A 21,736-nucleotide genomic window follows, 5' to 3' on the forward strand; every position below is an offset into this window, starting at 1 on the left:
TTATGATTTGTTGTCGTGAGATTAGAAATCGTTGGAAAATGGATCGTCTGATAACGTTAATGCTCAGAATCTAACCGGCTAGCTCCACTCTTTACTTCCAGTACGCGTACTTATACTGGGCGGCGTGGAGTAACGTGTCTTTTAGCCCACCAACGTCTTTGCTGACAAGTTTGGCTTGGGAAGGCTGGTAGAGTGGAATGTAGCCCTTGACTGCCATGAGTCGCCGGTTGGCGTCCATTAAGGTGTTGTAGCGCGCTAAGCCAGTCTGCGTTTCGGCCTTGGCAAGCAGCGTGTTAAACGGCTCGTCCTGCCAACCGGTAAAGTTGACCGTGTTGCCTTTGGCGGCGAGATTTAAGAAGTCTGAAGCATCTAACAAGTTGGTCGACCAGCCGGTCAGGTTGAGTTCGAAAGTGCCGGCGAAGTCGCGAGCCACGTGTTGTGCGTGGGGAATGGACGTGGTGGTGACCGTCAAACCTTTGAAATTCTTCTCCATTACAGATTGGAGATAGGCGCCGACATGTTTGTCATCATCGGTGTCGTCGGTCAGTAGATTCAGAGTGACTTTAGTTTGACCAGTTGATTTTAGATATTTGGCCCAATAAGCTTTGGCCTTGGCTTCATCGGTTGGCAACAGATTTCCCAGTTGAGTCGCCATGTCCTCGCCAGTCTTAGGGTTGGCTTGATCACCGCGTGGTACGGCGCTAAGAGCGGGCTTAGAGCCATCCTGAAGGACTTTACTAGTCAACGTCTCGCGGTTGGTGACGTAGGAAATGGCCTGCCGCAGATCCTCAGAGTTAGTGGTCGTCTTCTTGCTGTTCACGTAGAGGTATTGCAGGCGCCCCTGCAAGGTTTTATGAAGTTCTTGATCGTTGGCATTAGCCCGGACGTATTGACTGCTGACCGTGGTTTCTTGGATTTTACCGCTCTTGAACAGGTTGGCGGCGGTATTCTCGTCCTTGGTTACGTTGACCTTGACGCGCTTGATTTTGACGCTCTTGGCGTGCCAATAATGAGGATTCTTCACGTAAGTCCAGGATGAATTACTGCCGGTCCAACCCACGAGCTTGTAGGCGCCGTTGCTTATCGTTTTTTCAGCGCTGGACCCGTATTTCTGACCATATTTTTTCACAGTTGCGGTGTTTAAGGGGTAGTAGTCGGAAACGAGGTCGTTGAAATAGGGAACGGCTTTACTCAGGGTGATCTGAAGCTTGGTCTTGCTGAGCGCCTTGACGCCAAATGTTGATGTAGCAGCCTTGCCGTTCTGGATGGCAGCGTATCCTTTGATGGCGGAAAGCTTATTGGCGTACTGTGCCTTGGTCTTAGGGTCGACCCACCGGCGCAGGGAGGTCACGAAGTCTTGGGCGGTGACGGCCTGCCCGTTGGCCCATTTAGCGTTGTGCCGCAGGTTAAAGGTGTAGGTCTTGCCGTGATTAGACGGCTTAACCACCTTAGTGGCGACGCCAGCGACAATTTTGCCGCTGCGATCGTAGGTGTACAGTCCCTCCATCGTCTGGGAAATGACGTTGCCGCTGTTGGTGTCTGTCGACTTGTTAGGGTCGGCCGTCGCGGGTTCGCTAGGCAAAGTGACGTTGAGGGTACGGTTTTTCGTGGTGTTACCGGCAGCATTGCCGCAGCCACTCAGTGTGACGAGTAAGAGTAGGGCTAGCGGTGCGGTTAAAGCAAGATGTTTCATAGACAAACCTCCTAGATCATCAATTGATTAGAAATACCCTGAAATAAAAAATGCGCCCTCACGGAAAAAATTCTCCGTAAGGGCGCAGTCTGCACGGTACCACCTTATTTTTGCTACTCAAAAAGTAGCGCTATCCATGAACGGCGAGCTTCCTAGAGGGACGGTTCCAGAGTCTAGGTTCTCTGAAAGACGGCTCACACTCGCGATTCACTGCATTGATAACGGTTGCTACCGGTATAGACTTACTTTGATTTCAGCAAACAGCTCCGAAGGGATGTTCGCGCTGGCAACCTTGACCCGCTTGCACTGGACCGGGTTCGCTAACAAGGATTGACCTGCGCTACTGGACTTCATCATCACTTTTTAATTTTCTAATCAATTGTTAATGATTGCTAGTTTAGCACTGAAAATGGGAATGTCAACGGTAAAATTAAAAAAATGTTTGGTGGATCGGGCCAATCTTAGTGTTTCACATGAAACATTTTTGAAATTGAGGGTAACTGTTGGTAGTTTAGCGTCGCGCTTGGTACACTTAGGCTATTCAAATCAGGGAGATGGTTGACCATGCAATCGCGATTGATTCCTAGCATTTCATTTGAGAACACCAAAGAAGCATTGACCTATTATCAAGAGGTCTTTGGCGCCACTGATATTTATCGCTTTAGTCCCGATCAAGCGCAAGCAAAGCAGTTTGGCTTGCCGGCAGACGTAGCGCTCGACGACATCACTATCCACGCTGGATTTAGCATTCTCGGGATGAGTTTTCAGTGTGCTGATGCCTTTCGTGGCAAGCCAGAACCGACGAATCAGATCGACATGATCTTGGATATCAATGCGGATGATTCAGCTAGTGCCCAAGCGGCCGAAGACTTCTACCAACGGGTCAGTGAATCCGGAACGGTCGCGATTGATATGCCGTTTGAACAGCAATTTTGGGGCGGCAAGATGGGCCACTTCACCGATAAATATGGGATCTCGTGGATGTTGCATGTGATGCCGTGGAGTCAGATACAGGATCCTAATGCGTAAGTTGCTTAGTTCCCAGTTAAACGTAATAGACGGCCTTGTGCCTTACGCTTTAGTACTATAATGACAAAAAAGTCGGCCTTTTCAGAACTTAATGCAATTCTGAAAAAGATCGGCTTTTGAGTGGAAGTAGCTAAACGTAAACTAGGTTATGCTCGACCGGTATGTTAGGTGGTACCGCGAGTAGAACTATGACTTTTCATGATCTTGTGGTTTGAGAATCAGCCAAGTATCAACCAGGATATTTATGGTGAGTAGCGTTGCTACACTGAAAAGATTGATCCTGAATTGGACGAGCATCAGGGTAGTGGTACATATTCCAAAAGTGACGATGTTTACCCAGATATTATTGAAAAAGGACCGGTGTTTCATGTAAAAGTTGTTTACCTTACGCCTGAACATCCAAGCAATTAGTATGATGATTAGAGGCAGTACTGCTAAGTTTTCCACAGACCAATCAGTCCTTCTCGTTTTGGGGATGAATCGAGGATACTGGTATCATCTTAACAGGAGTATGACATAGGAAGAGATTAACCGTCAATGTATTTATGGATATAGAATATTTTATATTACTGGCCTGATATTTAGGATTATCTTGTAACGTGATTCGCTGGCGTGATAGTCAACGTAAGAATAACCACTGATGAGCTATTTTTCTTTAATAGAACTAGAAGGAATGATCACTAATGACTTTAAAGCGTATCGACGATTATATTCAAGCCAGAAAAACAACGAGTTCAACGTTTGCACAAGCTTATGATCAAGCCGAGGTTGATTTGGAAATTGCCGTTGCCATCAAAAGCTTACGGGATAGCTTAGGTCTTTCACAACGAGCGTTTACGGAATTGATCGATAAGCCACAGTCAACGGTTGCTAGGATTGAGGCGGGAACCGTGACGGCTAGTAATAAGACATTGGCAGATATTGCTCAAAAGACACATAAACAGTTAAGGATTCAATTTATTTAGCGGTGGTTTCCTTCCAGCGAATAGAAGTATAAAATGGCGGTAGGAGGAGATCATATGAAAAGACTAACGAAGTGGGGACTAAGTCTAACTATCGCGCTTATCGCTGTCATCAGCGGTTTCACGACGGCTCAGGCGGCAACGAAGACTAAGGATTTGCCGGAGTACACGACCTATGTCCGTACCAAACGGGCCATGACGATTGGCGCCAAGGAAAAGACCAAGACGGGGTACAAGACGATTCATATCAAGAAAAACCGGCTACTGGCGGTGAATGAGACTGAGACGCGGGGCAAGACTTTTAAGGAGTATGCCACCTTTACGTTGGGGGACGTGCACTATGCGAAGGTGAAGCGGGTCACCTATAGCCGGAAGTTTATTCGATTTAACACTAAGAATTTCAAATACATTAAGACGTTGCGGGCACCAATTCGAACGCAGCTTTTGCGGCAAGGCAAGGGCTTTGTAATGTCAACGGCGTGGATAAATCGGCCGACCTACTCGCCAGTGATACTGGTAACCTTGGACAACTATCTGCAGACCTACAGCAAGGCGAAGTTGGCGAAGATCGACGAGCATTGGATGCTTCCGACGGCTGACGGAGATTTTGCGAAGGTTAAGCCCACAGATACAGTCAAGATTTCTAAATTGACTAAGCGGGGGACCACCTATACGATTGATTACAAGCGGCCACTGAAGGGCTTCGCAGATCGGAAGATAGGTAAGCATCACTACCGGCTGACGATTAAGCAACTGGGAAGACAACAACAGAATTACACACCGATTGACGATACTTACGATACGGCGGCTTCCTGGGTGAACTATACGATTAATGCGAAACCATACTTCGCTGGGTCTGCCGAATGGGGCTTGGACTAACAGATAGTAATGAAGGACACGCCAGAGATGGAGTGCCCTTTTGAATAGTATCGATTGAAACGTAAAAAGAGCGCCGGGAAAGTTCCCGGCGCTCCGAGTCCCTTAATGGGCGTATCGTTGAATGATGGCCACTAAGGTTGTAGCCGCATTCGTGCGACCGACGTGTTCGTTGTAGTAGTTGGCAAAGCGCTCGTCGGCCAAATATAGTTGGGCGAGGCCCCGGTGCGTCTTTGCCGAGTAATTGTTCCACGTGAAACACAACCAGCGCCGGTGGAGCTCATAGACTTCTTGGGCGAGTGGTTGATCAATATCACCAGAATCGGCGACCGCTTTGAGTCGGGCGAACAGCTGCTGTTCGGTCGCCTGCATCGCCTGATAGTCGGTTAAGCTGAGATTGGCAAATTTTTGTTGGCTGGTTTCAAACGCTTCTTGACCGTAGCGTTGGCGAACTTCTGCGCCAAACTGCTGTTCATTAGCGGTGAGTTGTTGCTGCTTGAAAGCGGCAAATTTTTCGGTATCTGACATACTAGGACCTCCGTGATGGGCCGCTAGGGTGCGGTCCAGGGTATTCAGCAAGTCAGTGAGGTGATCGCGTTGGGCCTGCAATTGCCTGCGTTGTTCAGTTAATGCTTCGAGTTGTTCGGCTTGAGGCTGCGATAGTAAGTCTCGAATCTGGGTAAGACTAAAACCGAATTCCTGGAAGTAGCGAATAAACTGCAGCTGATCGACAGCGGCTGGGGAATAGGTTCGGTAGCCATTTTCCGCCTGGCGTTGTGCGGGAAGCAACCCAATTTGATCATAATAGCGGAGCGTTCGCGTACTGACGCCGGCGAGTTTGGCCAATTCTTGGATGCTGTAGGCCACGGCAATTGCCTCCTTTCTTGCTTAGAACTTACTATAAGGGTTCTCGTTACGTCAAGGTCAAGTCCTTAGTTTGAAATGGCAGCGCTTTACCACAGATGTTGAAAATTGAGATGATGGAACCTCATAAATACTAGACAACCGCGCCGTGTCGCGGTTTCTTGCGGCAAGCATATTTTGTGATTAACGGGTAGTGTGATAAAATATAGGTATTATTTGTCACTTTTGACTCGTCCACGGTAAGGCCGTGCTGGCGGTGCCAAAACGAATTTTTCCAGATGAATCAGATGAGGAGCAAAATGAAAAAAATATTTTCGCGAGCCAACATACCCGAGTTCTTACAGAACCGACGTCTGCGCGGCATCGCTATCATGACGGCTGCTCTGGCCATTCTTGGAATTGTCCTGTCGTTTTTGCTGAACTGGGTCTTTGGGATTGTGGTCCTGGTTCTGGTCGGGATCGCCACGCTCATGGTGTTCAATACTATGGCAGAAATTGGCGACGATACGACGCAGTACATTTCCGATCTGTCCTTTCGGATTCAACAGGGAGAACAGGAAGCCCTGTTGCGGATGCCACCGGGCGTCATGATTCTGGGCGATAGTGATCAGGTGGAATGGGTTAATCCTTACCTACAACACTACTTTGGTGATACCGACGTACTCAGTCGGTCGATCAATGACGTGGATGCCGAGCTGGCTAAATTGATTAACGATACGACGCCGAAGACGATGACGACGGTGAAGTGGCGTGACAAGCGGTTTACGCTGTTTGTGGAGCCGGATTTTCATGCCGTTTACCTCTACGACATCACGCATTATCAGTTGATTCAAGAGCAGTATGACAATGAAAAGATTGCCATCGGACAAGTCTTCTTGGATAACTATGATGAAGTGACACAATCAATGACCGACCAAGATATTTCCAATCTGCGGAATTACGTGACCAATGAGTTATCGGCCTGGGTTCAGCAGTTTGATATGTACTTAAAGCAGTTGGATGATGACCATTACTTCGTGCTGGCCTATGCCAAGTCGTTAGCGGCGATCGAAGCGGATAAGTTTAAGATCCTGGACACCATTCGGGAGACCACCTCAAAGCAGAACTTCCCGCTGACATTGAGTATTGGGATTGCTTATGGCGACCCTAATCTGAATAAGTTGGCGGATCAAGCGCAGAGTAACTTGGATCTGGCGCTCGGTCGTGGTGGGGACCAGGTCGTGGTGAAGGCCGCTGATCAAGAGGCCCGGTACTATGGCGGGAAGACCAACCCGATGGAGAAACGGACGCGGGTGCGGGCGCGGATGATTTCGCAGGCGCTACAAGAATTGATGAACGAGTCCGATCAGATCTTTGTTCAGGGGCACACCCAACCAGATATGGACTCGTTAGGGGCTTGCCTGGGGATTCGCCGGATTGCCAAGATGAATCATAAGACCTGTTGGATCGTCTTGGATAAAGAGACCGTCCACTCCGACGTGCAACGGTTGCTGGATAACTTAAAAGATTATCCGGATATTGATGCGGCGATTATTTCGCCCCAAGAAGCTTTGGAGAAGGCGACCGCCCAGAGTATGCTGTTGATGGTGGACCACTCGAAGCCGTCCATTTCAATTTCTGCTGAGCTGTACCACCGCTTGGAGAACCGGGTCATGATCATTGATCATCACCGGCGGGGGGAAGAATTTCCCGAGAATCCGTTACTGGTCTACATTGAACCGTACGCTAGCTCAACGTGTGAGTTGATTACGGAAATGTTTGAATACCAGTCCCAAGAGGGCGAACCGATCAACAAGTTGGAAGCAACGGCCATGCTGACGGGGATCTTCGTGGATACGAAGCACTTCTCACTGCGGACCGGGACGCGGACGTTCGATGCCGCTAGTTACTTGCGGTCAGCCGGCGCCGATTCCATTGAGATGCAGCAGTACATGAAGGAAAATGTCGATAGTTACCTGCAACGCAATCACCTGATTGAGATGGTTGAGTTCGTTAATGAAGACATGGCCTTGATTGCTGGTGAGGAAGATCAGACCTATGATCCCGTGACGGCGGCCCAGGCAGCCGATGATCTCCTGAATATGTCCGGTGTGGACGCATCATTTGTCATTACACGACGGGCCGATGGGCGTGTTGGAATCTCCGCGCGGTCGTTGGGCGAGATTAACGTCCAATTGGTCATGGAAGACATGGGTGGCGGTGGTCACCTGTCCAATGCGGCCACACAAATCAGTGATAAATCGGTCGCCGAAGTTAAGCAGCAATTGTTAGACATTCTCAATTCGGCCGACGAACCGGTTGAAGCTGACAAATAGTTAATTGCTTCTACTGGTGTTTCGGCGTAGGATTGAAGATAGCATTGAATTATAAGTGAGGAGTGACCGACGTGAAAGTCATTTTTATGAAGGATGTCCGCGGTAAGGGTAAACGCGGTGAAATCAAGAATGTTCCTGATGGCTACGCCCAAAACTTCCTGATCAAGCGCGGATTGGCTAAGGAAGCCAATCAGGCGGCGATGAGCCAGTTGAAGGGTGAACGCAAAGCCGAAGAACGGCGTGAGGCTGAGAATTTGGCCGAAGCGAAAGACCTGCAAAAGCACTTGGAAAACGATAAGACGGTCGTTGAGATCGTTGCGAAGGCTGGGGAAGATGGTCGCTTGTTTGGGTCCATTCCTAGTAAGCAAATCGTTCAAGCCTTGCAGAAGCAATTTGATTTAAAGATTGATAAGCGCAAGGTTGAACTCCCAGAACCGATCCGGTCATTGGGTTACACCAATGTGCCGGTGAAGCTCCATAGCGATGTGACCGCCAAGATTCGCGTGCACGTGGCCGCTAAACAAAAATAATGAAAATGAAGGATCGTCACGTTGTGGTGGCGATCTTTTTTGGTGGAAATAGTGGCCTGACGGCGTTTGTGCTAGAGTATGGTCGGATTCAAGCCGGGGAAGTTTACCTAGTCGGTGGTTACATGGTAAAATGGGTGTCTTAATAGAATTGCTGGTTGGCCCGCGACGGATGTTGAGTGGCCGCGGCGAAGTTGATGTATTTGTAGGATGTCTCACAGCCAGTGAAGAGGTAATGAGTTAAGCATGGATAATAACGTATTAACAGACCACACACCACCACAGAACCTCGATGCCGAGAAGGCCGTCCTCGGGGCGATCTTTTTGAGCACCGATGCGTTGGTTGATGCGCTGGAATACCTGGCACCAGAGGACTTTTATCGCCGGGAACATCAGATTATTTTTCAGGCCATGATCGACTTAAACGACCGCGATGAAGCCATCGATGTGGTGACCATCACGGATCGGTTGACGGCTAAGAATGAATTGGATGACGTGGGTGGCATTACCTATATCGCCGAATTGGCGGGCGCAGTGCCCACGGCAGCTAACGCCACGTACTACGCAAAGATTGTCCAGGAAAAGGCAATTTTACGGCGGTTGATTCAAACTGCTACGAACATTGCGACACAGGGCTATCAACAGGATGAAGACGTCTCCGATCTGCTAGATAATGCGGAACGCGACATCATGAGTGTGGCCGAAACTCGGAGCCAATCTGGATTCAAACCCATCCGCGACGTGTTGAACACGTCCTTTGAAGAGATCAATAAGTTGTCCGAACAAGGTGATGTGATCACCGGGTTGTCGACGGGGTATGCTGAACTAGATAAGATGACGACGGGGCTGCATGACGATGAACTCATGATTTTGGCAGCGCGGCCAGCCGTGGGGAAGACCGCCTTTGCGTTGAATATTGCCCAAAATGTGGGAACTAAGACGGATAAGACGGTCGCGATCTTCAGTCTGGAAATGAGTGCGGAATCGTTGGTTAACCGGATGCTGTGTGCGGAAGGGTCCATTGATGCCAATCATTTGCGGACGGGGCAACTCTCCGAAGACGAGTGGCAAAACCTGATCGTGGCGATGGGTAGTCTCGCCAAAGCCAGCATTTACATTGATGATACGGCTGGTAATAAGATTACGGAAATCCGGGCGAAGTGTCGGCGCTTAGCCAAGGAAAAGGGCAACTTAGGCCTGATCGTGATCGATTACCTGCAACTGATCGAAGGGACGAACCACGAAAGTCGGCAACAAGAAGTTTCGGATATTTCACGGCAACTTAAAAAGTTAGCTAAGGAATTGCACGTGCCAGTCATTGCCCTTTCCCAGCTATCTCGGGGCGTGGAACAGCGGCAGGACAAACGGCCTGTGCTGTCTGATATTCGTGAATCGGGTTCGATTGAACAAGATGCGGATATTGTCTCGTTCCTTTACCGGGATGATTACTATGAACGGGAAGGCGACGACGCAGACGGTGGCGATAACGACAGCGATCCGCGTGATGAGGGCGACCAAGATGTCGGCGAAGTTGAAGTCATCATTGAGAAGAACCGGTCGGGTCCGCGGGGAACCGTTAAGTTACTTTTCGTAAAATCGTTCAATAAATTCTCTTCAGTTGCCTATACCCCTGAACAGGGAAATTAAGGGCGCGTAATAGAAATAAAAGCGTGGGTCAAGGGCGATTGCCTTTGATCCACGCTTTTGGTTAGATAAGGTTATTGCCTGGGAGTTCTCAGGTTCATTCTCGGCAGCAGGTCAGATGAATAAAATTGGTCCAAACAAATTGATATTAATCAAATTGCGCCCCATAATTATTGCGTTAATTGGGAAAATTAACGGATAAATGGTGATTGGGCGTAAAATTCATAGGGTTGTGCTAGAAAGTTCACATTTTCGTCATATTTTCAGCTTATGATGTGAATCATAGAAGTTAACCAATCGGTTGCTTCTACCAAAGATTAACAATCTTTTTTCATGTACTCCTCCTCCCCTGGAATAATGAAAAAATAGTTAACGTCATTGTTATAATGACGTTACCCCTACTCCGATGACCATCGCTTTCCCCGAGCGGTGGTTTTTTCTTTGTCTAAAAGTCGATGTTTAGATGGGTAAATCCGCGACATAAGTTAAACTCAGTACGGCCAGGACACGTTTCTGGCCGTTTTGGCGTCTCTACGGGAGGGACTGGCAGTCAGCCGTTTTTCGCTGGGGTAGTTGATATGTTTCACATGAAACATTATTTAGTAACCACGAGAATCTTTTGGCGCAATGCCAGGCAACTCGGCGGTAATGTGGCTAAGGCGGCAACGTCGCTGGGACCATCCGCGGTTACCACCCCCGTGCCTTGGAACGACATCTTCAACCAGTCACAGGATTGGCTGACGGCGGTGGTAATGCCGACTGCTTTAGTAGCGGGTTGATCGGCACCGACAATCAACAGGTAGAGCCGTTTGCCGGCAAAGGGAAAGTCGTGACTGTAGCTGTCAAACCAGCGATCCATGAAGACTTTCAGCTGGCCGGACATATCGTACCAGTAGACGGGCGTGCCCAGCACGATATCGGTGGCACCGGCAAAGTCCGTGCGCATCAGACGCTCGTAGTCGTCGGTTAGGTCGCGTTGGGGCTGGTGGGTTGCCCGCTGGTCCTGTTCAAAGTTCAGCTGGTAATCGGCCAGATGGCGGGTGACGTGTGGACAGTCCTGCAAGATGCGCTCGCCAAGCGTGGCGGTGTTTCCGTGACGGCGCGGACTGCCGTTGATAAAGAGGATCGTCATAAGTAAACAACTCCTTCGTAATTTTTAGGGTGGCGACAACATCGAATTGGCAACGGTTTCTTGAAAATAACGGGTGGTTATTGTCTAAGCGCTAGTGCTAGAATGTAGCTTAACGTACTTTTGGGAAAGGAGGAACGCTATGCAACAAGAAATTCGGCTCCGTTGGTTATTGTTAGGAGCATTATTTAGCAGTATTGGCATGAGTTTTATTTGGCCGCTGACCACGATTTACATGCATAATCAACTGGGCACGTCATTAACGGAGGTCGGGATTATCCTCCTCTTCTATTCACTGGCTAATGTGGTGGGGAGTGTGTTGGGCGGTCGCCTCTTTGATCGGTTAAACCCATATTATTTAACCATTGGTGGGGTCAGCGTCTCACTAGTGACCTTGGGTGGGCTGGTCGTCAATCATGGCTGGCCAGCGTTCCCCATCTCACTGATCTTTTTGGGATTGGCTTCAGGGTGGACCCTAACGATGGTGAACTCACTGGGGACGACGATTCACAGCCGCGATGGTCGCTACATATTTAACATGTTGTATTTTGCGCAAAATTTGGGGATTGTGCTGGGAACAGCAATGGTAGGATACGTCTACAACACCAGTGTGACGCTACTCTTCGGCATTGCGACGAGTTTGTTTGTGCTCTTCCTCGTAGTGGCCATTCTCTGTTACCACGCCCCAGCAGTCATGCATCGGCAAGTGTCAAAGCAACAGAGTCAGCAGGTAAAGATCGCGCTACCTAATCGGCGGATCATGGCGGGATTCTTCATTTCACTGGTGGTCATCTGGATCATGTATGAACAGTGGGTTTCGAATCTGTCCGTTTATATGACCGGAATGGGTATTCCGATGAAGGATTACAGCCTCTTGTGGACACTAAATGCAGGACTGATTGTGGCCTTTCAGGCGCTGATTAATTGGTTCTCACATTACTTCAGCAATTTATACTTACAAGTCTATGCCGGGATCTTCTTCGTGGCAGTTTCCTTTGTCACCCTGATCTTCGCCAAGGACTATTTACACTTTGTCATTGCCATGGTGATCCTCACGATGGGTGAAGCGACGGCTTTTCCAGCGATTCCAGCGATTGTCAACAATCTGACACCCACGGCCGTTAAAGGTAAGTACCAAGGAATGGCGAATGCTTGGGCATCGGTCGGTAAAGCGGTAGGGCCGCTGTTTGGCGGGATCGTAATCGATCATTCATCGTACACCTTACTGTTTATCGTCGCCGCGGTCGCTAACTTGCTCATCTTGGCGCTCAACGGGGCGATCATCACCGGCAACCAACACCGTGTGGAAACTTTTAAATGAGTTTCTCGGGGAATGGTGTATAATAAACTCAGGTAACTATCTGGATTATTAGGGAAATCAGGGGAAAGCACATGAAAAAAAAGATTAGGGGAATTTGTGGCCTGCTGATTGGGATCATCGTTGGTCTGTTGCTGTTTGCGCAACCACCACGTAACCAGTCGACCATTACTGACTCCGTGGTCAAGCCTACTTCTGGGCAGACTGCGGTGCAGGTGACGAATACGACCGGGCGCGGTCATGTCGAGATTAAGACGCAGACGACGACTAGCCAAGAAGGCAAGACGGTGAGTCGCCAGACGACGACCACTTCGCCAGTGCGGCAACAACAGAGTCGGCCACATCGTTGAAATGAATATTTTAGTTGTTTTTAGGGGAATTTTGCAGATTTAACGCGAATATACAGTTGAGCTAACCGATAGGGATAAGGGTTAGCTCTTTTTTTACCCAATTATTCATAAAATATACACAAAAATGAATGTTTATAATTATATTGACAGCAATAATGAATAATGATAAATTTAATATCAATATATGAGACCAAGCAATGAAGAGTAGCCTTAACGCAGTTGCTAAGCGAGTCCGGGACGATGGAAGCCGGATCAATCAGTTAAGGTGAAGCGCATCGGAGCGTTGAGATGGTGAAATGAGTAGCCACCCCTGGATCGTGCCCATTACCGCACGGATGCCCATCAGAGGCATCATGAGAGAGAAAACAAGGTGGTACCGCGATGTCATTCGCCCTTGTTGGTTTGAAGAAACCAACGGGGACGGATGACTTTTTTAGTTAAACGAAATGAGGGATTGGATATGAAGAAAATAGTAGGGTTAAGTTTTGGATTACTGGCAATTGCGGCGTTGGCTGGTTGTGGCACAACGCAGGCCAAGAGTAGCGCTGATAAAGCATTGAACGTCACCATGGTTGGGAATCCGGCGACGGCCAATCCCGCCATTTCGGGTGACTCGAACAGCTCCAGCATGATTGCGCAGACGCAAGAAGGTCTGTATACGCTGAATAAGGACGGCAAAGTGGTCGCCGGTGTGGCTGAGAAAGTGGTTAAACCGACGCACAACGACACGGTTTATACGTTTAAAATTAAGCAAGCGGCCAAGTGGTCGAATGGCGATCCCGTCACGGCGCAAGATTTTGTGACGTCGTTCCAGTGGCAAGTTAACCCCCAATCCAAATCGCAAGTTGCCAATAAATTAAAGTTCTTGAAGAACTATGATGCCGTACAAGCAGGGAAGCAACCGGTATCGGCGCTAGGGGTTAAGGCGCTCGACAAGTCGACCTTACAACTGACGCTTTCCAAGCCCCAACCGTGGCTGGCTGATATTTTAGCCACGGCAGAATATCCCATGAAGACAGATTTATTTAAGAAGTACGGGAGTAAATATGGGACAACTTCAACTAAAACGATGTCCGAAGGGGCCTATAAACTAAAGGACTGGAGCGGCACGACGGATAGTTGGTCCTACGTTAAGAACCCGCATTACTGGAACGCCAAGAACGTTAAACTTGATCAGGTCAACGTTCAGGTTGTCAAGGATCCCGGCACCTCGGCAAGTCTGTTTAAGTCGGGTAAGGTGCAAGAGACCGTGCTGGCGGGGCAATACATCAAACAGAATGCGAATAATCCAGAGTTAAAGACGACTTTGAACAGCTCGATGCGGTTTTTAGAGTTCAACGATAAAAAGACGATTACCCACAACACTAAGGTGCGGCAGGCCTTCTCCTATGTCGTGGACCGGACGGCGTTGACTAAGAACGTTCTGCAGGATGGTTCAGCCGCGGCCAAGAACCTGATCCCGTATGGTGATGGTAATAACCCGACCACCGGAAAGGATTTCTCAGAAGAGGTCGGCAACATGTTGAGCTACAATCCACAAAAGGCGACACAGTTGTGGACGGCGGCTAAAGCAGAACTGGGCATCAAGAAAGCCAACCTAGAATTGTTGACGGCGGATACGGATGAGCAGAAGCATGCGGCTCAGTATTTGCAGCAACAGGCTCAGAAGTACATGCCAGGATTGACATTAACCATCAAGTCGATGCCATTGGCCCAACAGATTGCGAAGGGATCGGCAGGGAACTTCGACATTGACTTAGACGGCTGGACCACGGATTGGCGGGACCCTTCTGATTTCTTGCAGATGGCCGATGGCACTAGCTCAGTTAACTTTACGAAGTGGGATAATGCGCACTTCACGAATCTGATGAAGCAGATTGACGACACGTCCGCCCATTCAACGCAGCAACGGTGGAATTTAATGAAGCAGGCCGATAAATACGTGACGCAACAGGCGGGGTTAGTGCCCCTCTACCAGCAAGCCAAGGCCCATCTCGTTTCTGATCAAGTCGGTGGCTTGAAGTACACCATGACGACGGATGCCCAATATAAGTATGCTTATTGGAAATAACCTGTGAGTGTGCGCCCAGAGAGACCGCACTCACCGCATGTCTCACAACCAACCCCGGAAGCCGTACCGCAGAAATGTGGGCGGCTTTTTTTTGCGAGGCTTGGCGAGAATTAATAGTTGCACCAGAAAACTAATCAGTCAGCGATTAGTTTATGTTACTATGAAAATATGGAAGATCGCGGGGAACCGTTTCGGTTGATCATTTGGGGGAACGTTGGTGAAAACTGACGGCAAATGACAGGCGAATTGGGGCAGGTCTAACCTAGAGGAGGCTGCGCAGTGAGTTTTCAAAAAATATTGCGAGATCAAGTTGTGCAAACGGTTGACTTATTAGAAATTTTTCTATGTTTGATGGTACCGGTGATTTTAACCAAGGGTGCAATCGATTTTCTGTCACAGGGGCAATTATTCTGGTTAAGTTATGCCATTTTATTTCTCAAGAGCGTGGGTGGCTTTATCGGGCTGTTCGCGGTAATTGATTTATTCGAGGCGGTGCGGCGTTACCGGTCGCGCTGAACAGCTGACGGCGACTCCACAAAGGAGTGGTCGTCTTTTTTTAACCGGGAAAATCGAGGCCAATCTTGCGTTGAAGCGGTTTGCTCGTTTTTTTGTGCGGCTGTTTAGCAGTGATAGCCACGGTTTCCTGGCGAAAGGCTTGATCGGATGGACGCGTTCTGACGGGAAGCTTTAAACTAACCTGAGTGTGGTTGCCCTGAGAAGTGACGTGATAGGTCTTGCCTCGAAATTTAGCCGTGACGGTGCTGTGGACTGGAACTTTGACGGTCGGTTGCCAAAAGGTTTGCCGAGCGGGAGCTTTTCCGGACAGTAAGACCGGCTTAGTGGTAGCGTAGCGCTTCGCCGGGATCTTTTTGGTCAGATGGCCATTGGTCACTTTAACCGTCCCATAGCCCCGAAATTTCACGTTAAAGCGATGGTGCTTTAAGGCACGGGTGGATTCGGCTAGGGTTTGCCCTTTGTACGTGACTTTTAGGGCTTGGGGCTGGGATGATTTGGTTTTCAACAAGAGCTTGTGCGTCCGGCCATTGTACTGAACCTTTGTCACGGTGAACGGGATCGGGGCGGTGAAGTGTCTGATGGCGAAGACGGTTCCGGTTCCACCCAGCGCTAAGGCCGTGATGGTTCCCAGAATTAGTTTATTCATAATCGACCTCCTATTTAGCCTCCACACTACGGAAAATCCCCTAACTAGTCAACGTTTATCAGCTTTATACATGCAACTGAATAAAAAAAGCCTTATAAAAAGGCGGCTGATCCCAGCCAAAGCGGGCATACAAGCACTAACCTGCTCGGTGGGGGAGAAAAAATAATGAGCACTGACAAAATTGGATTTGCTATTTTAGGTAGAAAAGATTGGTCGTTCGAGCGAATTGAATAAACATAAACAAAACGGATATTTATTACTTGAAGGCACAAAAAAATCAGCAACCACGAAGACGTCTTCGTGAAAGCTGATTAGTAGTTATGGGCAGTCAGGGGATCGAACCCTGGACCCACGGATTAAGAGTCCGTTGCTCTGCCAGCTGAGCTAACTGCCCATGTGATTAAGTTGTTGTGTGTGTCTCACATATCAACGAGAACTATCATATCATGAGGATAGGGGGTGTGCAACCCCTTTTTGAAAAAAAGTTGATTTTTATTCAAAAAATTGGTTATACGGACGTCACAATTCCTAATTTACCGGGAATTTTACGGATCGGCCAAAAATAAAATTTTTTTTGGAAATTGCGTAAAAGACGCCATTATTCGGGGGATCGCGGCCGATAAAAAATGTCCAAAAATATAAAACGGACAAAATTCATTAAAATGTCTATCACTTCGGATCATTTCCTGGGAAATGTAAAATTAACAGTAGCTTAACCCTTACAGCGGTCTGAACTGAAAGAAATTTTAGGATGTGTTATAATTCAGGTAGCGTTGCTTTCCCGTCACTGGAAACTTATCAGGACGGTCAGCGCACCTGAAAAAATCGGATGGGGTCATGACGCCCCATCCACTATTCCTTGACTTTAAACGATGAAAAAAATGAACATTAATTGTAGTGGCCCCATTGTCGATGGTTCTATGACATCCAATGGCAGGCCTGCCGGTAATCCTGCAATTACCGGATCAGACTGTATTTCCCTTTAAGGAGGAAATTTTTAATTATGCCTAAAAAAATTCTAGTTGTCGATGACGAAAAGCCTATTACTGATATTATGAAGTTTAATTTGGAAAAAGAAGGATACGAAGTGGACGTTGCCTATGATGGCGAAGCCGCCATTCAACAGGTTGAAGACGGTGATCCTGACCTCGTTATCTTGGATTTAATGTTACCTAAGGTTGATGGGCTAGAAGTGGCTCGTGAAATCCGGAAGAAGCATGACATGCCGATCATCATGGTGACGGCCAAGGATTCTGAACTGGACAAGGTACTCGGACTGGAATTAGGGGCCGACGACTACGTAACGAAGCCATTCTCTAACCGGGAATTGGTTGCCCGGGTCAAGGCCAACTTGCGGCGACAGAATACGGCGGCTCACGCCCAGCCAGAAGAGCCAGAGAATCAGGATATTGAAATTGGTGATTTGACCATCCACCCTGAGGCTTACTCTGTCTCTAAGCGGGGCTCAAGCATCGAATTGACCCACCGTGAATTCGAATTGCTACATTATCTTGCCCAACATATTGGGCAAGTCATGACCCGGGAACATTTGCTACAGACGGTCTGGGGTTATGACTACTTCGGTGACGTGCGGACCGTGGATGTGACGGTGCGTCGGCTCAGAGAAAAGATTGAAGATAGCCCTAGTCACCCAACGTGGTTAGTCACGCGGCGGGGTGTCGGTTACTACTTGCGCAACCCGGATTCTGATCAGGCCTAGCTAGCGGTTAGCCGCTAAATCTCGCATTGGAGGAGTATGTGACTTCGTGAATAGCAAAATTAAATTTTTCCAGTCGATTCATTTTAAAATCGCGCTGGTCTTCGCGCTACTCCTATTACTAACGCTGGAGATCGTGGGTGCGGTGTTCGTCCGCCAACTGGAACGGCAAAACTTAAATACGTTCAAATCGCAGCAGGTGGTGCAAACCTATATTACAAACCGCTTGTCAGATGAGTTGTCGACGACCAACACCACTAAGGCCGACAAACAAATTAAGTCGACGCTGTCGGAGATTAACAACACGAATAATGCCCAGATTCGGGTCATTGATAACAAGGGAACCATTCGTGGGACCAATGAAGTCGATAACCAGGGGATTGTTGGTCAGAAGACGACAGACAATAACATTAAGAATTCTATCTATAACAACCGCGATGTGGTGCGAACGACGTACAATTCGCAAAATAATAGTCGGTACTATACGACGATCACGCGACTGATTCGCACTCAGGGAAATAACAGCGAATTAGTTGGGGTTGTTTATATGCGGTCGAGTCTTGACTCGGTCTATCAAAATATTAATCAAATCACGCTGATCTACGTCTCCGCGGCGTTTGTCGCGATTATCTTAGGCCTCGTGATGGCCATCATTATTTCCCGGGCAATTACTCGACCAATTGATGAAATGAAGAAACAAACGCTTCGAATTGCGCGAGGGGACTACTCCGGGCACGTTCAGGTCTATGGGACGGATGAGCTGGGCCAATTGGCCAGTGCCGTCAATAACCTTTCTGTGCGGGTTGAAGAGGCACAGGAGTCCACTGAGTCTGAACGCCGGCGGCTAGATTCCGTGATGTCGCATATGACCGATGGGGTTATTGCGACGGATCGCCGGGGGAATGTCACCATTATTAACGAAACGGCGGCTAGTTTCCTGGATACGGAGACGGATAGCGCCGTGGGCAAATCAATTCTGGATCTCTTAGCCATTCGTGATGACTATACGTTACGCGAGCTCTTAGAGGACCCGGATGATTTAGTTTTGGACTTTTCAAAGAAGGATCATGATCTGATTCTGCAAGCCTACTTCTCACTCATTCAGCGTGAGTCGGGCTTTATTTCCGGGTTAGTCTGTGTCTTACATGACGTCACGGAACAGCAGAAGATTGATCAGGATCGGAAACAATTCGTGTCAAACGTTTCCCATGAATTGCGGACGCCATTAACCAGTGTGCGGGCTTACATCGAGTCGCTGTCTGAAGGGGCCTGGAAGGACCCTGAGGTGGCACCACAATTTCTGAAGGTGACGCAAGAAGAGACTGACCGGATGATTCGGATGATTAATGACCTGCTAACGCTGTCGCGGATGGATTCCGGAACGCAGAAGGTTGATATGGAAATGGTCAACTTAAACGAGCTGTTTAACTATGTCTTGGATCGCTTCGATATGATGTTGAAGCAAGATGATCAGCCAGAGAAGACCTACACGATCAAGCGTGACTTTACGAAGCGCGATCTCTGGGTAGAAATTGACACCGATCGCTTCACGCAAGTGCTCGATAATTTGATGAACAATGCGATTAAGTATTCGCCGGATGGTGGGGTCATTACCTGCCGGTTGTTGGAGACGCACAACAACGTTATTTTAAGTGTGTCTGACCAAGGCCTGGGGATTCCGCGAGCAGATATTCCACGCATTTTTGACCGCTTCTATCGGGTTGATAAGGCGCGTTCACGGGCCCAAGGTGGGACTGGTCTGGGCTTAGCAATTTCCAGAGAAGTCGTACAACTCCTGGGTGGCCGGATCTGGGTCGACAGTCGCGAAGGGCGTGGCTCAACGTTCTACATTTCACTACCTTATAAGCCGTACGAAGAGGAGGATCTTTGGGATGAAGATAACTAAAGCCTTCTTACCACTGGGATTAGCCGTAGCCGTGACTGTCAGCGTGGTGCTGTCGGCCATGATCTGGACCAACCCGGCGCAGTATGAGCGGAACCGCCAGCGCAGCTCGAACACCACGACCACGGAACTGAGTACGCGGCCGCAACGGGATGTTTATCTGCCGACGCAGGTGGTTTATAGCGACGGTAATGGCAACCAAGAACTATTGAACAACCGTAAAGTTAACCTGACAACTGAATTGCGTGAGGTGCTGAATAAGTGGCAATTTGGCCGGGTTAACAACGTTCGGGTGTCATCTAAGGCGGCTTATATGCGGTACTTAACGCGTAAGAGTAGCTTATTGCTGTCGTACGCCAGCCCGATCAACGTGAGAATGTTCAACACGGTATTCGGCAGTCAGTTAAATAGTCAAACGACGCAGTTTTCCCGGATCTTAGTCCCGCTGGATAAGCAGGATCACATTTATCTATTGGATGACCGGAAGCAAGATGTCTATGAGGTGACCGTGAAGTCAGCGGACGCTAAGGCCATTCGTAAGATTATGAAGGAGAACCTGTTCCGGATTGATGTGAAGATGAAATGGCTGAGTCAAGCGGCGACGGCCTACGTGACGTCGAGCGTGACGGTGCCATCTTACAGTTATTTGGTAAATCAACAGTCCACCGACTACTTTACGTCGCGCCTGTTGAACAAAGGAGAGTCGACCAATGTGTCGGCCAAGAAGAATAAAGACAATACGATTTATAGCGATGGGGCATCGCGGCAATTGACGGTATATCACAAGCAAGGCACTGCGTTGTTTGAAGATTACAGTGCGTTGCAATCCTCACTGAGTTTTAGTCAGGCGTTGAAGGCCAGCTATTCGGCCGTGAAGACCATCGGCATTCCGATGGAGAACTTGCGGTATTACGGATATAGTGCGGCCAATTCCACAGTGACCTACCGGAGCTTTGTCGAAGGATTCCCAATTTTTAACCAGAGTGACTATGGCGCTGCGCGGATTCAAATGTTATCGCAAGGCGTTCGGCGGTATAACTTCTCGCGGTATAGTTTGCAAGTGCCAGTGCCGACAGATAAGAAGTCGGTAACGTTGCCAGGAACTCAGGCGGTGATTAAACAGCTGGTCGCGGCTGGTTACAGTCAGTCGAAGATTAGCAGTTTGCAGGTGGGCTACCAGTGGTTGACGTCATCGTCATCGGATAAGGTGGTCAACCTGACGCCAACCTGGTACGTGCACTACAACGGCAGCTGGAAGACGTATACGCAGATGCTGAAACAGCAGCAGTAGCCTGGTGAAAAGGAGGGGGATTCGGCATGGATTTTCGGCGCATTGAGTGGCTATTCTTAGTCGCGTTTATCGCAATTGACATTTTCTTGTTTGCGGCGTTTCAACACGATACGACGGGTCAGACGGATACCACCTCCAGTCGTTCGGCGGATAGTGATACCACGATCGTGAAAGAAATGCGGACGGACGATATCAAATTTGGGACGCCGTCTAAGAAGAGCAGTGAGGGCTATTACGTCTCTACCAGTAATAACGATAGCGTCAAGAGTAGCCTGACGTCGCTGTCCGATCAGACGGTTCATTATCAGACCGATGGGACGTTTACATCGACCTTTAAGACCCCCATTACAGACGTGGATGGCCAGCATCCTGACAAGACGTTGGATACGGTGGTGGCCAACCCCGCGCTGATTCTAAATGGGAGTCAGTATAAATATAATCGACAACTGTCCAGCCAGAACACGGTGGTCTATACGCAACGCGTGACGGATGGTCAGATTTATTCGAAGTTTGGTGAAATTCGGTTTAGCCTTACCAATACGGGAACCGTGTCCGGCTATACGCAGGGGTACTTGACCAACGTCACGACCTTGCGGGAAAAGACGGAAACCATTTCCGAACAAAAGGCGCTGATCTGGTTGTATCAGTACAATCAGATTGCGAACAACACCAAGATCATGTGGACGAAGTTGGCGTACACCCGGTACTTCAATTTGAAGAACAGTAGCGTGTACATTCCAACTTGGGTCATTGCGGTTAAAGCGAATAGTGGCAGTAACGCTGGCGTCTTACAGCTGAAACACGTCAATGCCTTTACGGGGGCGATCCTGACGTCGGATAGTAATGTGAAGACGGTCAGTGGGACCACGACAACCAGTAATTAAA

At 48.7% G+C, this 21,736-nt stretch carries 19 protein-coding genes and 1 tRNA gene; 15 read left to right on the forward strand and 5 right to left on the reverse strand.

Translation table 11 applies throughout. The features are described from left to right. Positions 1–91: 91 nt before the first annotated feature. A complete protein-coding gene (locus tag HF569_RS00250) occupies positions 92–1,693 on the reverse strand; it encodes a peptide ABC transporter substrate-binding protein (RefSeq protein ID WP_168900871.1) in 1,602 nt (533 codons plus the stop codon). Positions 1,694–2,257: 564 nt separating this feature from the next. On the opposite strand from HF569_RS00250, the gene HF569_RS00255 reads away from it, so the two are divergent. The 3 genes from HF569_RS00255 to HF569_RS00265 all read left to right on the forward strand — a co-directional run bounded on the left by HF569_RS00255 (position 2,258) and on the right by HF569_RS00265 (position 4,563). Continuing rightward, positions 2,258–2,722, forward strand: coding sequence for a VOC family protein (locus tag HF569_RS00255; protein WP_168900872.1), 465 nt, complete (start codon positions 2,258–2,260; stop codon positions 2,720–2,722). A gap of 683 nt (positions 2,723–3,405) precedes the next feature. Further along, positions 3,406–3,687, forward strand: a complete 282-nt coding sequence (locus HF569_RS00260) for a helix-turn-helix domain-containing protein (RefSeq protein ID WP_168900873.1) — start codon at positions 3,406–3,408, stop codon at positions 3,685–3,687. Between the two features lie 54 nt (positions 3,688–3,741). Beyond that, positions 3,742–4,563, forward strand: coding sequence for a hypothetical protein (locus HF569_RS00265; RefSeq protein ID WP_232842516.1), 822 nt, complete (start codon positions 3,742–3,744; stop codon positions 4,561–4,563). 102 nt (positions 4,564–4,665) lie between these two features. Here HF569_RS00265 and HF569_RS12580 read toward each other — a convergent pair whose 3' ends face one another. Beyond that, entirely contained in the window at positions 4,666–5,427 is a 762-nt protein-coding gene (locus HF569_RS12580; RefSeq protein WP_168900874.1) for a MerR family transcriptional regulator, read from the reverse strand. 296 nt (positions 5,428–5,723) lie between these two features. Here HF569_RS12580 and HF569_RS00275 point away from each other — a divergent pair, with 296 nt between their 5' ends. The 4 genes from HF569_RS00275 to dnaB all read left to right on the forward strand — a co-directional run bounded on the left by HF569_RS00275 (position 5,724) and on the right by dnaB (position 9,913). Next, positions 5,724–7,739: a DHH family phosphoesterase gene (locus tag HF569_RS00275; protein ID WP_168900875.1), complete on the forward strand. Its 2,016-nt coding sequence runs from the start codon at positions 5,724–5,726 to the stop codon at positions 7,737–7,739. A 71-nt stretch (positions 7,740–7,810) separates the two neighbouring features. Then, the gene (gene rplI, locus HF569_RS00280) at positions 7,811–8,269 is read left to right on the forward strand and encodes a 50S ribosomal protein L9 (protein ID WP_168850349.1); all 459 of its coding nucleotides are present in this window, start codon (positions 7,811–7,813) and stop codon (positions 8,267–8,269) included. A 5-nt stretch (positions 8,270–8,274) separates the two neighbouring features. After that, positions 8,275–8,412: a hypothetical protein gene (locus HF569_RS00285; RefSeq protein ID WP_168900876.1), complete on the forward strand. Its 138-nt coding sequence runs from the start codon at positions 8,275–8,277 to the stop codon at positions 8,410–8,412. A gap of 100 nt (positions 8,413–8,512) precedes the next feature. Beyond that, a complete protein-coding gene (dnaB, locus tag HF569_RS00290) occupies positions 8,513–9,913 on the forward strand; it encodes a replicative DNA helicase (protein WP_168850369.1) in 1,401 nt (466 codons plus the stop codon). 592 nt (positions 9,914–10,505) lie between these two features. Here the strand turns inward: dnaB and HF569_RS00295 are convergent. After that, complete coding sequence (locus HF569_RS00295; protein WP_168900877.1) at positions 10,506–11,042, reverse strand: flavodoxin family protein; 537 nt, start codon at positions 11,040–11,042, stop codon at positions 10,506–10,508. 139 nt (positions 11,043–11,181) lie between these two features. Between HF569_RS00295 and HF569_RS00300 the strand changes: the two genes are divergently transcribed. From HF569_RS00300 to HF569_RS00315, 4 genes are all read left to right on the forward strand, one after another. Beyond that, positions 11,182–12,360 carry an MDR family MFS transporter gene (locus HF569_RS00300; protein ID WP_168900878.1) on the forward strand — a complete coding sequence of 393 codons (1,179 nt, stop codon included), beginning with the start codon at positions 11,182–11,184 and terminating at the stop codon, positions 12,358–12,360. A 71-nt stretch (positions 12,361–12,431) separates the two neighbouring features. Further along, complete coding sequence (locus HF569_RS00305) at positions 12,432–12,707, forward strand: hypothetical protein (RefSeq protein WP_168900879.1); 276 nt, start codon at positions 12,432–12,434, stop codon at positions 12,705–12,707. A gap of 460 nt (positions 12,708–13,167) precedes the next feature. After that, positions 13,168–14,778, forward strand: a complete 1,611-nt coding sequence (locus HF569_RS00310; RefSeq protein WP_168900880.1) for a peptide ABC transporter substrate-binding protein — start codon at positions 13,168–13,170, stop codon at positions 14,776–14,778. 279 nt (positions 14,779–15,057) lie between these two features. Then, complete coding sequence (locus HF569_RS00315; RefSeq protein WP_168900881.1) at positions 15,058–15,294, forward strand: hypothetical protein; 237 nt, start codon at positions 15,058–15,060, stop codon at positions 15,292–15,294. Positions 15,295–15,334: 40 nt separating this feature from the next. Here HF569_RS00315 and HF569_RS00320 read toward each other — a convergent pair whose 3' ends face one another. Then, on the reverse strand, positions 15,335–15,940 hold the full coding sequence (locus tag HF569_RS00320) for a hypothetical protein (RefSeq protein ID WP_168900882.1): 606 nt from the start codon (positions 15,938–15,940) through the stop codon (positions 15,335–15,337). A 321-nt stretch (positions 15,941–16,261) separates the two neighbouring features. Next, positions 16,262–16,334, reverse strand: a tRNA-Lys gene (locus HF569_RS00325). Between the two features lie 609 nt (positions 16,335–16,943). On the opposite strand from HF569_RS00325, the gene yycF reads away from it, so the two are divergent. The 4 genes from yycF to HF569_RS00345 are packed head-to-tail and all read left to right on the forward strand — an operon-like array spanning position 16,944 to position 21,735. After that, the gene (gene yycF, locus HF569_RS00330; RefSeq protein ID WP_168900883.1) at positions 16,944–17,660 is read left to right on the forward strand and encodes a response regulator YycF; all 717 of its coding nucleotides are present in this window, start codon (positions 16,944–16,946) and stop codon (positions 17,658–17,660) included. Between the two features lie 46 nt (positions 17,661–17,706). After that, positions 17,707–19,563 (forward strand): cell wall metabolism sensor histidine kinase WalK, encoded by a 1,857-nt coding sequence (walK, locus tag HF569_RS00335; RefSeq protein WP_168850377.1) that lies wholly within the window; start codon positions 17,707–17,709, stop codon positions 19,561–19,563. Continuing rightward, positions 19,550–20,851 (forward strand): YycH family regulatory protein, encoded by a 1,302-nt coding sequence (locus tag HF569_RS00340; protein ID WP_168900884.1) that lies wholly within the window; start codon positions 19,550–19,552, stop codon positions 20,849–20,851. Before walK ends, HF569_RS00340 begins: the two co-directional genes overlap by 14 nt. A gap of 26 nt (positions 20,852–20,877) precedes the next feature. Further along, positions 20,878–21,735 carry a two-component system regulatory protein YycI gene (locus HF569_RS00345; protein ID WP_168900885.1) on the forward strand — a complete coding sequence of 286 codons (858 nt, stop codon included), beginning with the start codon at positions 20,878–20,880 and terminating at the stop codon, positions 21,733–21,735. Position 21,736: the final 1 nt, after the last annotated feature.

Origin of the sequence: Levilactobacillus tujiorum, from assembly GCF_012641185.1 — a bacterium.
Classification (GTDB): Bacteria; Bacillota; Bacilli; order Lactobacillales; family Lactobacillaceae; genus Levilactobacillus; species Levilactobacillus tujiorum.

What these genes read in the sequence shown, in the direction of transcription:
- HF569_RS00345 (WP_168900885.1), top strand. Translation starts at nt 20,878, where the DNA reads ATGGATTTTCGGCGCATTGAGTGGCTATTCTTAGTCGCGTTTATCGCA.
- HF569_RS00260 (WP_168900873.1), top strand. Translation starts at nt 3,406, where the DNA reads ATGACTTTAAAGCGTATCGACGATTATATTCAAGCCAGAAAAACAACG.
- HF569_RS00340 (WP_168900884.1), top strand. Translation starts at nt 19,550, where the DNA reads ATGAAGATAACTAAAGCCTTCTTACCACTGGGATTAGCCGTAGCCGTG.
- HF569_RS00265 (WP_232842516.1), top strand. Translation starts at nt 3,742, where the DNA reads ATGAAAAGACTAACGAAGTGGGGACTAAGTCTAACTATCGCGCTTATC.
- HF569_RS00305 (WP_168900879.1), top strand. Translation starts at nt 12,432, where the DNA reads ATGAAAAAAAAGATTAGGGGAATTTGTGGCCTGCTGATTGGGATCATC.
- HF569_RS00250 (WP_168900871.1), bottom strand. Translation starts at nt 1,693, where the DNA reads ATGAAACATCTTGCTTTAACCGCACCGCTAGCCCTACTCTTACTCGTC.
- yycF (WP_168900883.1), top strand. Translation starts at nt 16,944, where the DNA reads ATGCCTAAAAAAATTCTAGTTGTCGATGACGAAAAGCCTATTACTGAT.
- HF569_RS00285 (WP_168900876.1), top strand. Translation starts at nt 8,275, where the DNA reads ATGAAGGATCGTCACGTTGTGGTGGCGATCTTTTTTGGTGGAAATAGT.
- HF569_RS00255 (WP_168900872.1), top strand. Translation starts at nt 2,258, where the DNA reads ATGCAATCGCGATTGATTCCTAGCATTTCATTTGAGAACACCAAAGAA.
- dnaB (WP_168850369.1), top strand. Translation starts at nt 8,513, where the DNA reads ATGGATAATAACGTATTAACAGACCACACACCACCACAGAACCTCGAT.
- HF569_RS00310 (WP_168900880.1), top strand. Translation starts at nt 13,168, where the DNA reads ATGAAGAAAATAGTAGGGTTAAGTTTTGGATTACTGGCAATTGCGGCG.
- HF569_RS00275 (WP_168900875.1), top strand. Translation starts at nt 5,724, where the DNA reads ATGAAAAAAATATTTTCGCGAGCCAACATACCCGAGTTCTTACAGAAC.
- HF569_RS00300 (WP_168900878.1), top strand. Translation starts at nt 11,182, where the DNA reads ATGCAACAAGAAATTCGGCTCCGTTGGTTATTGTTAGGAGCATTATTT.
- HF569_RS00320 (WP_168900882.1), bottom strand. Translation starts at nt 15,940, where the DNA reads ATGAATAAACTAATTCTGGGAACCATCACGGCCTTAGCGCTGGGTGGA.
- HF569_RS00295 (WP_168900877.1), bottom strand. Translation starts at nt 11,042, where the DNA reads ATGACGATCCTCTTTATCAACGGCAGTCCGCGCCGTCACGGAAACACC.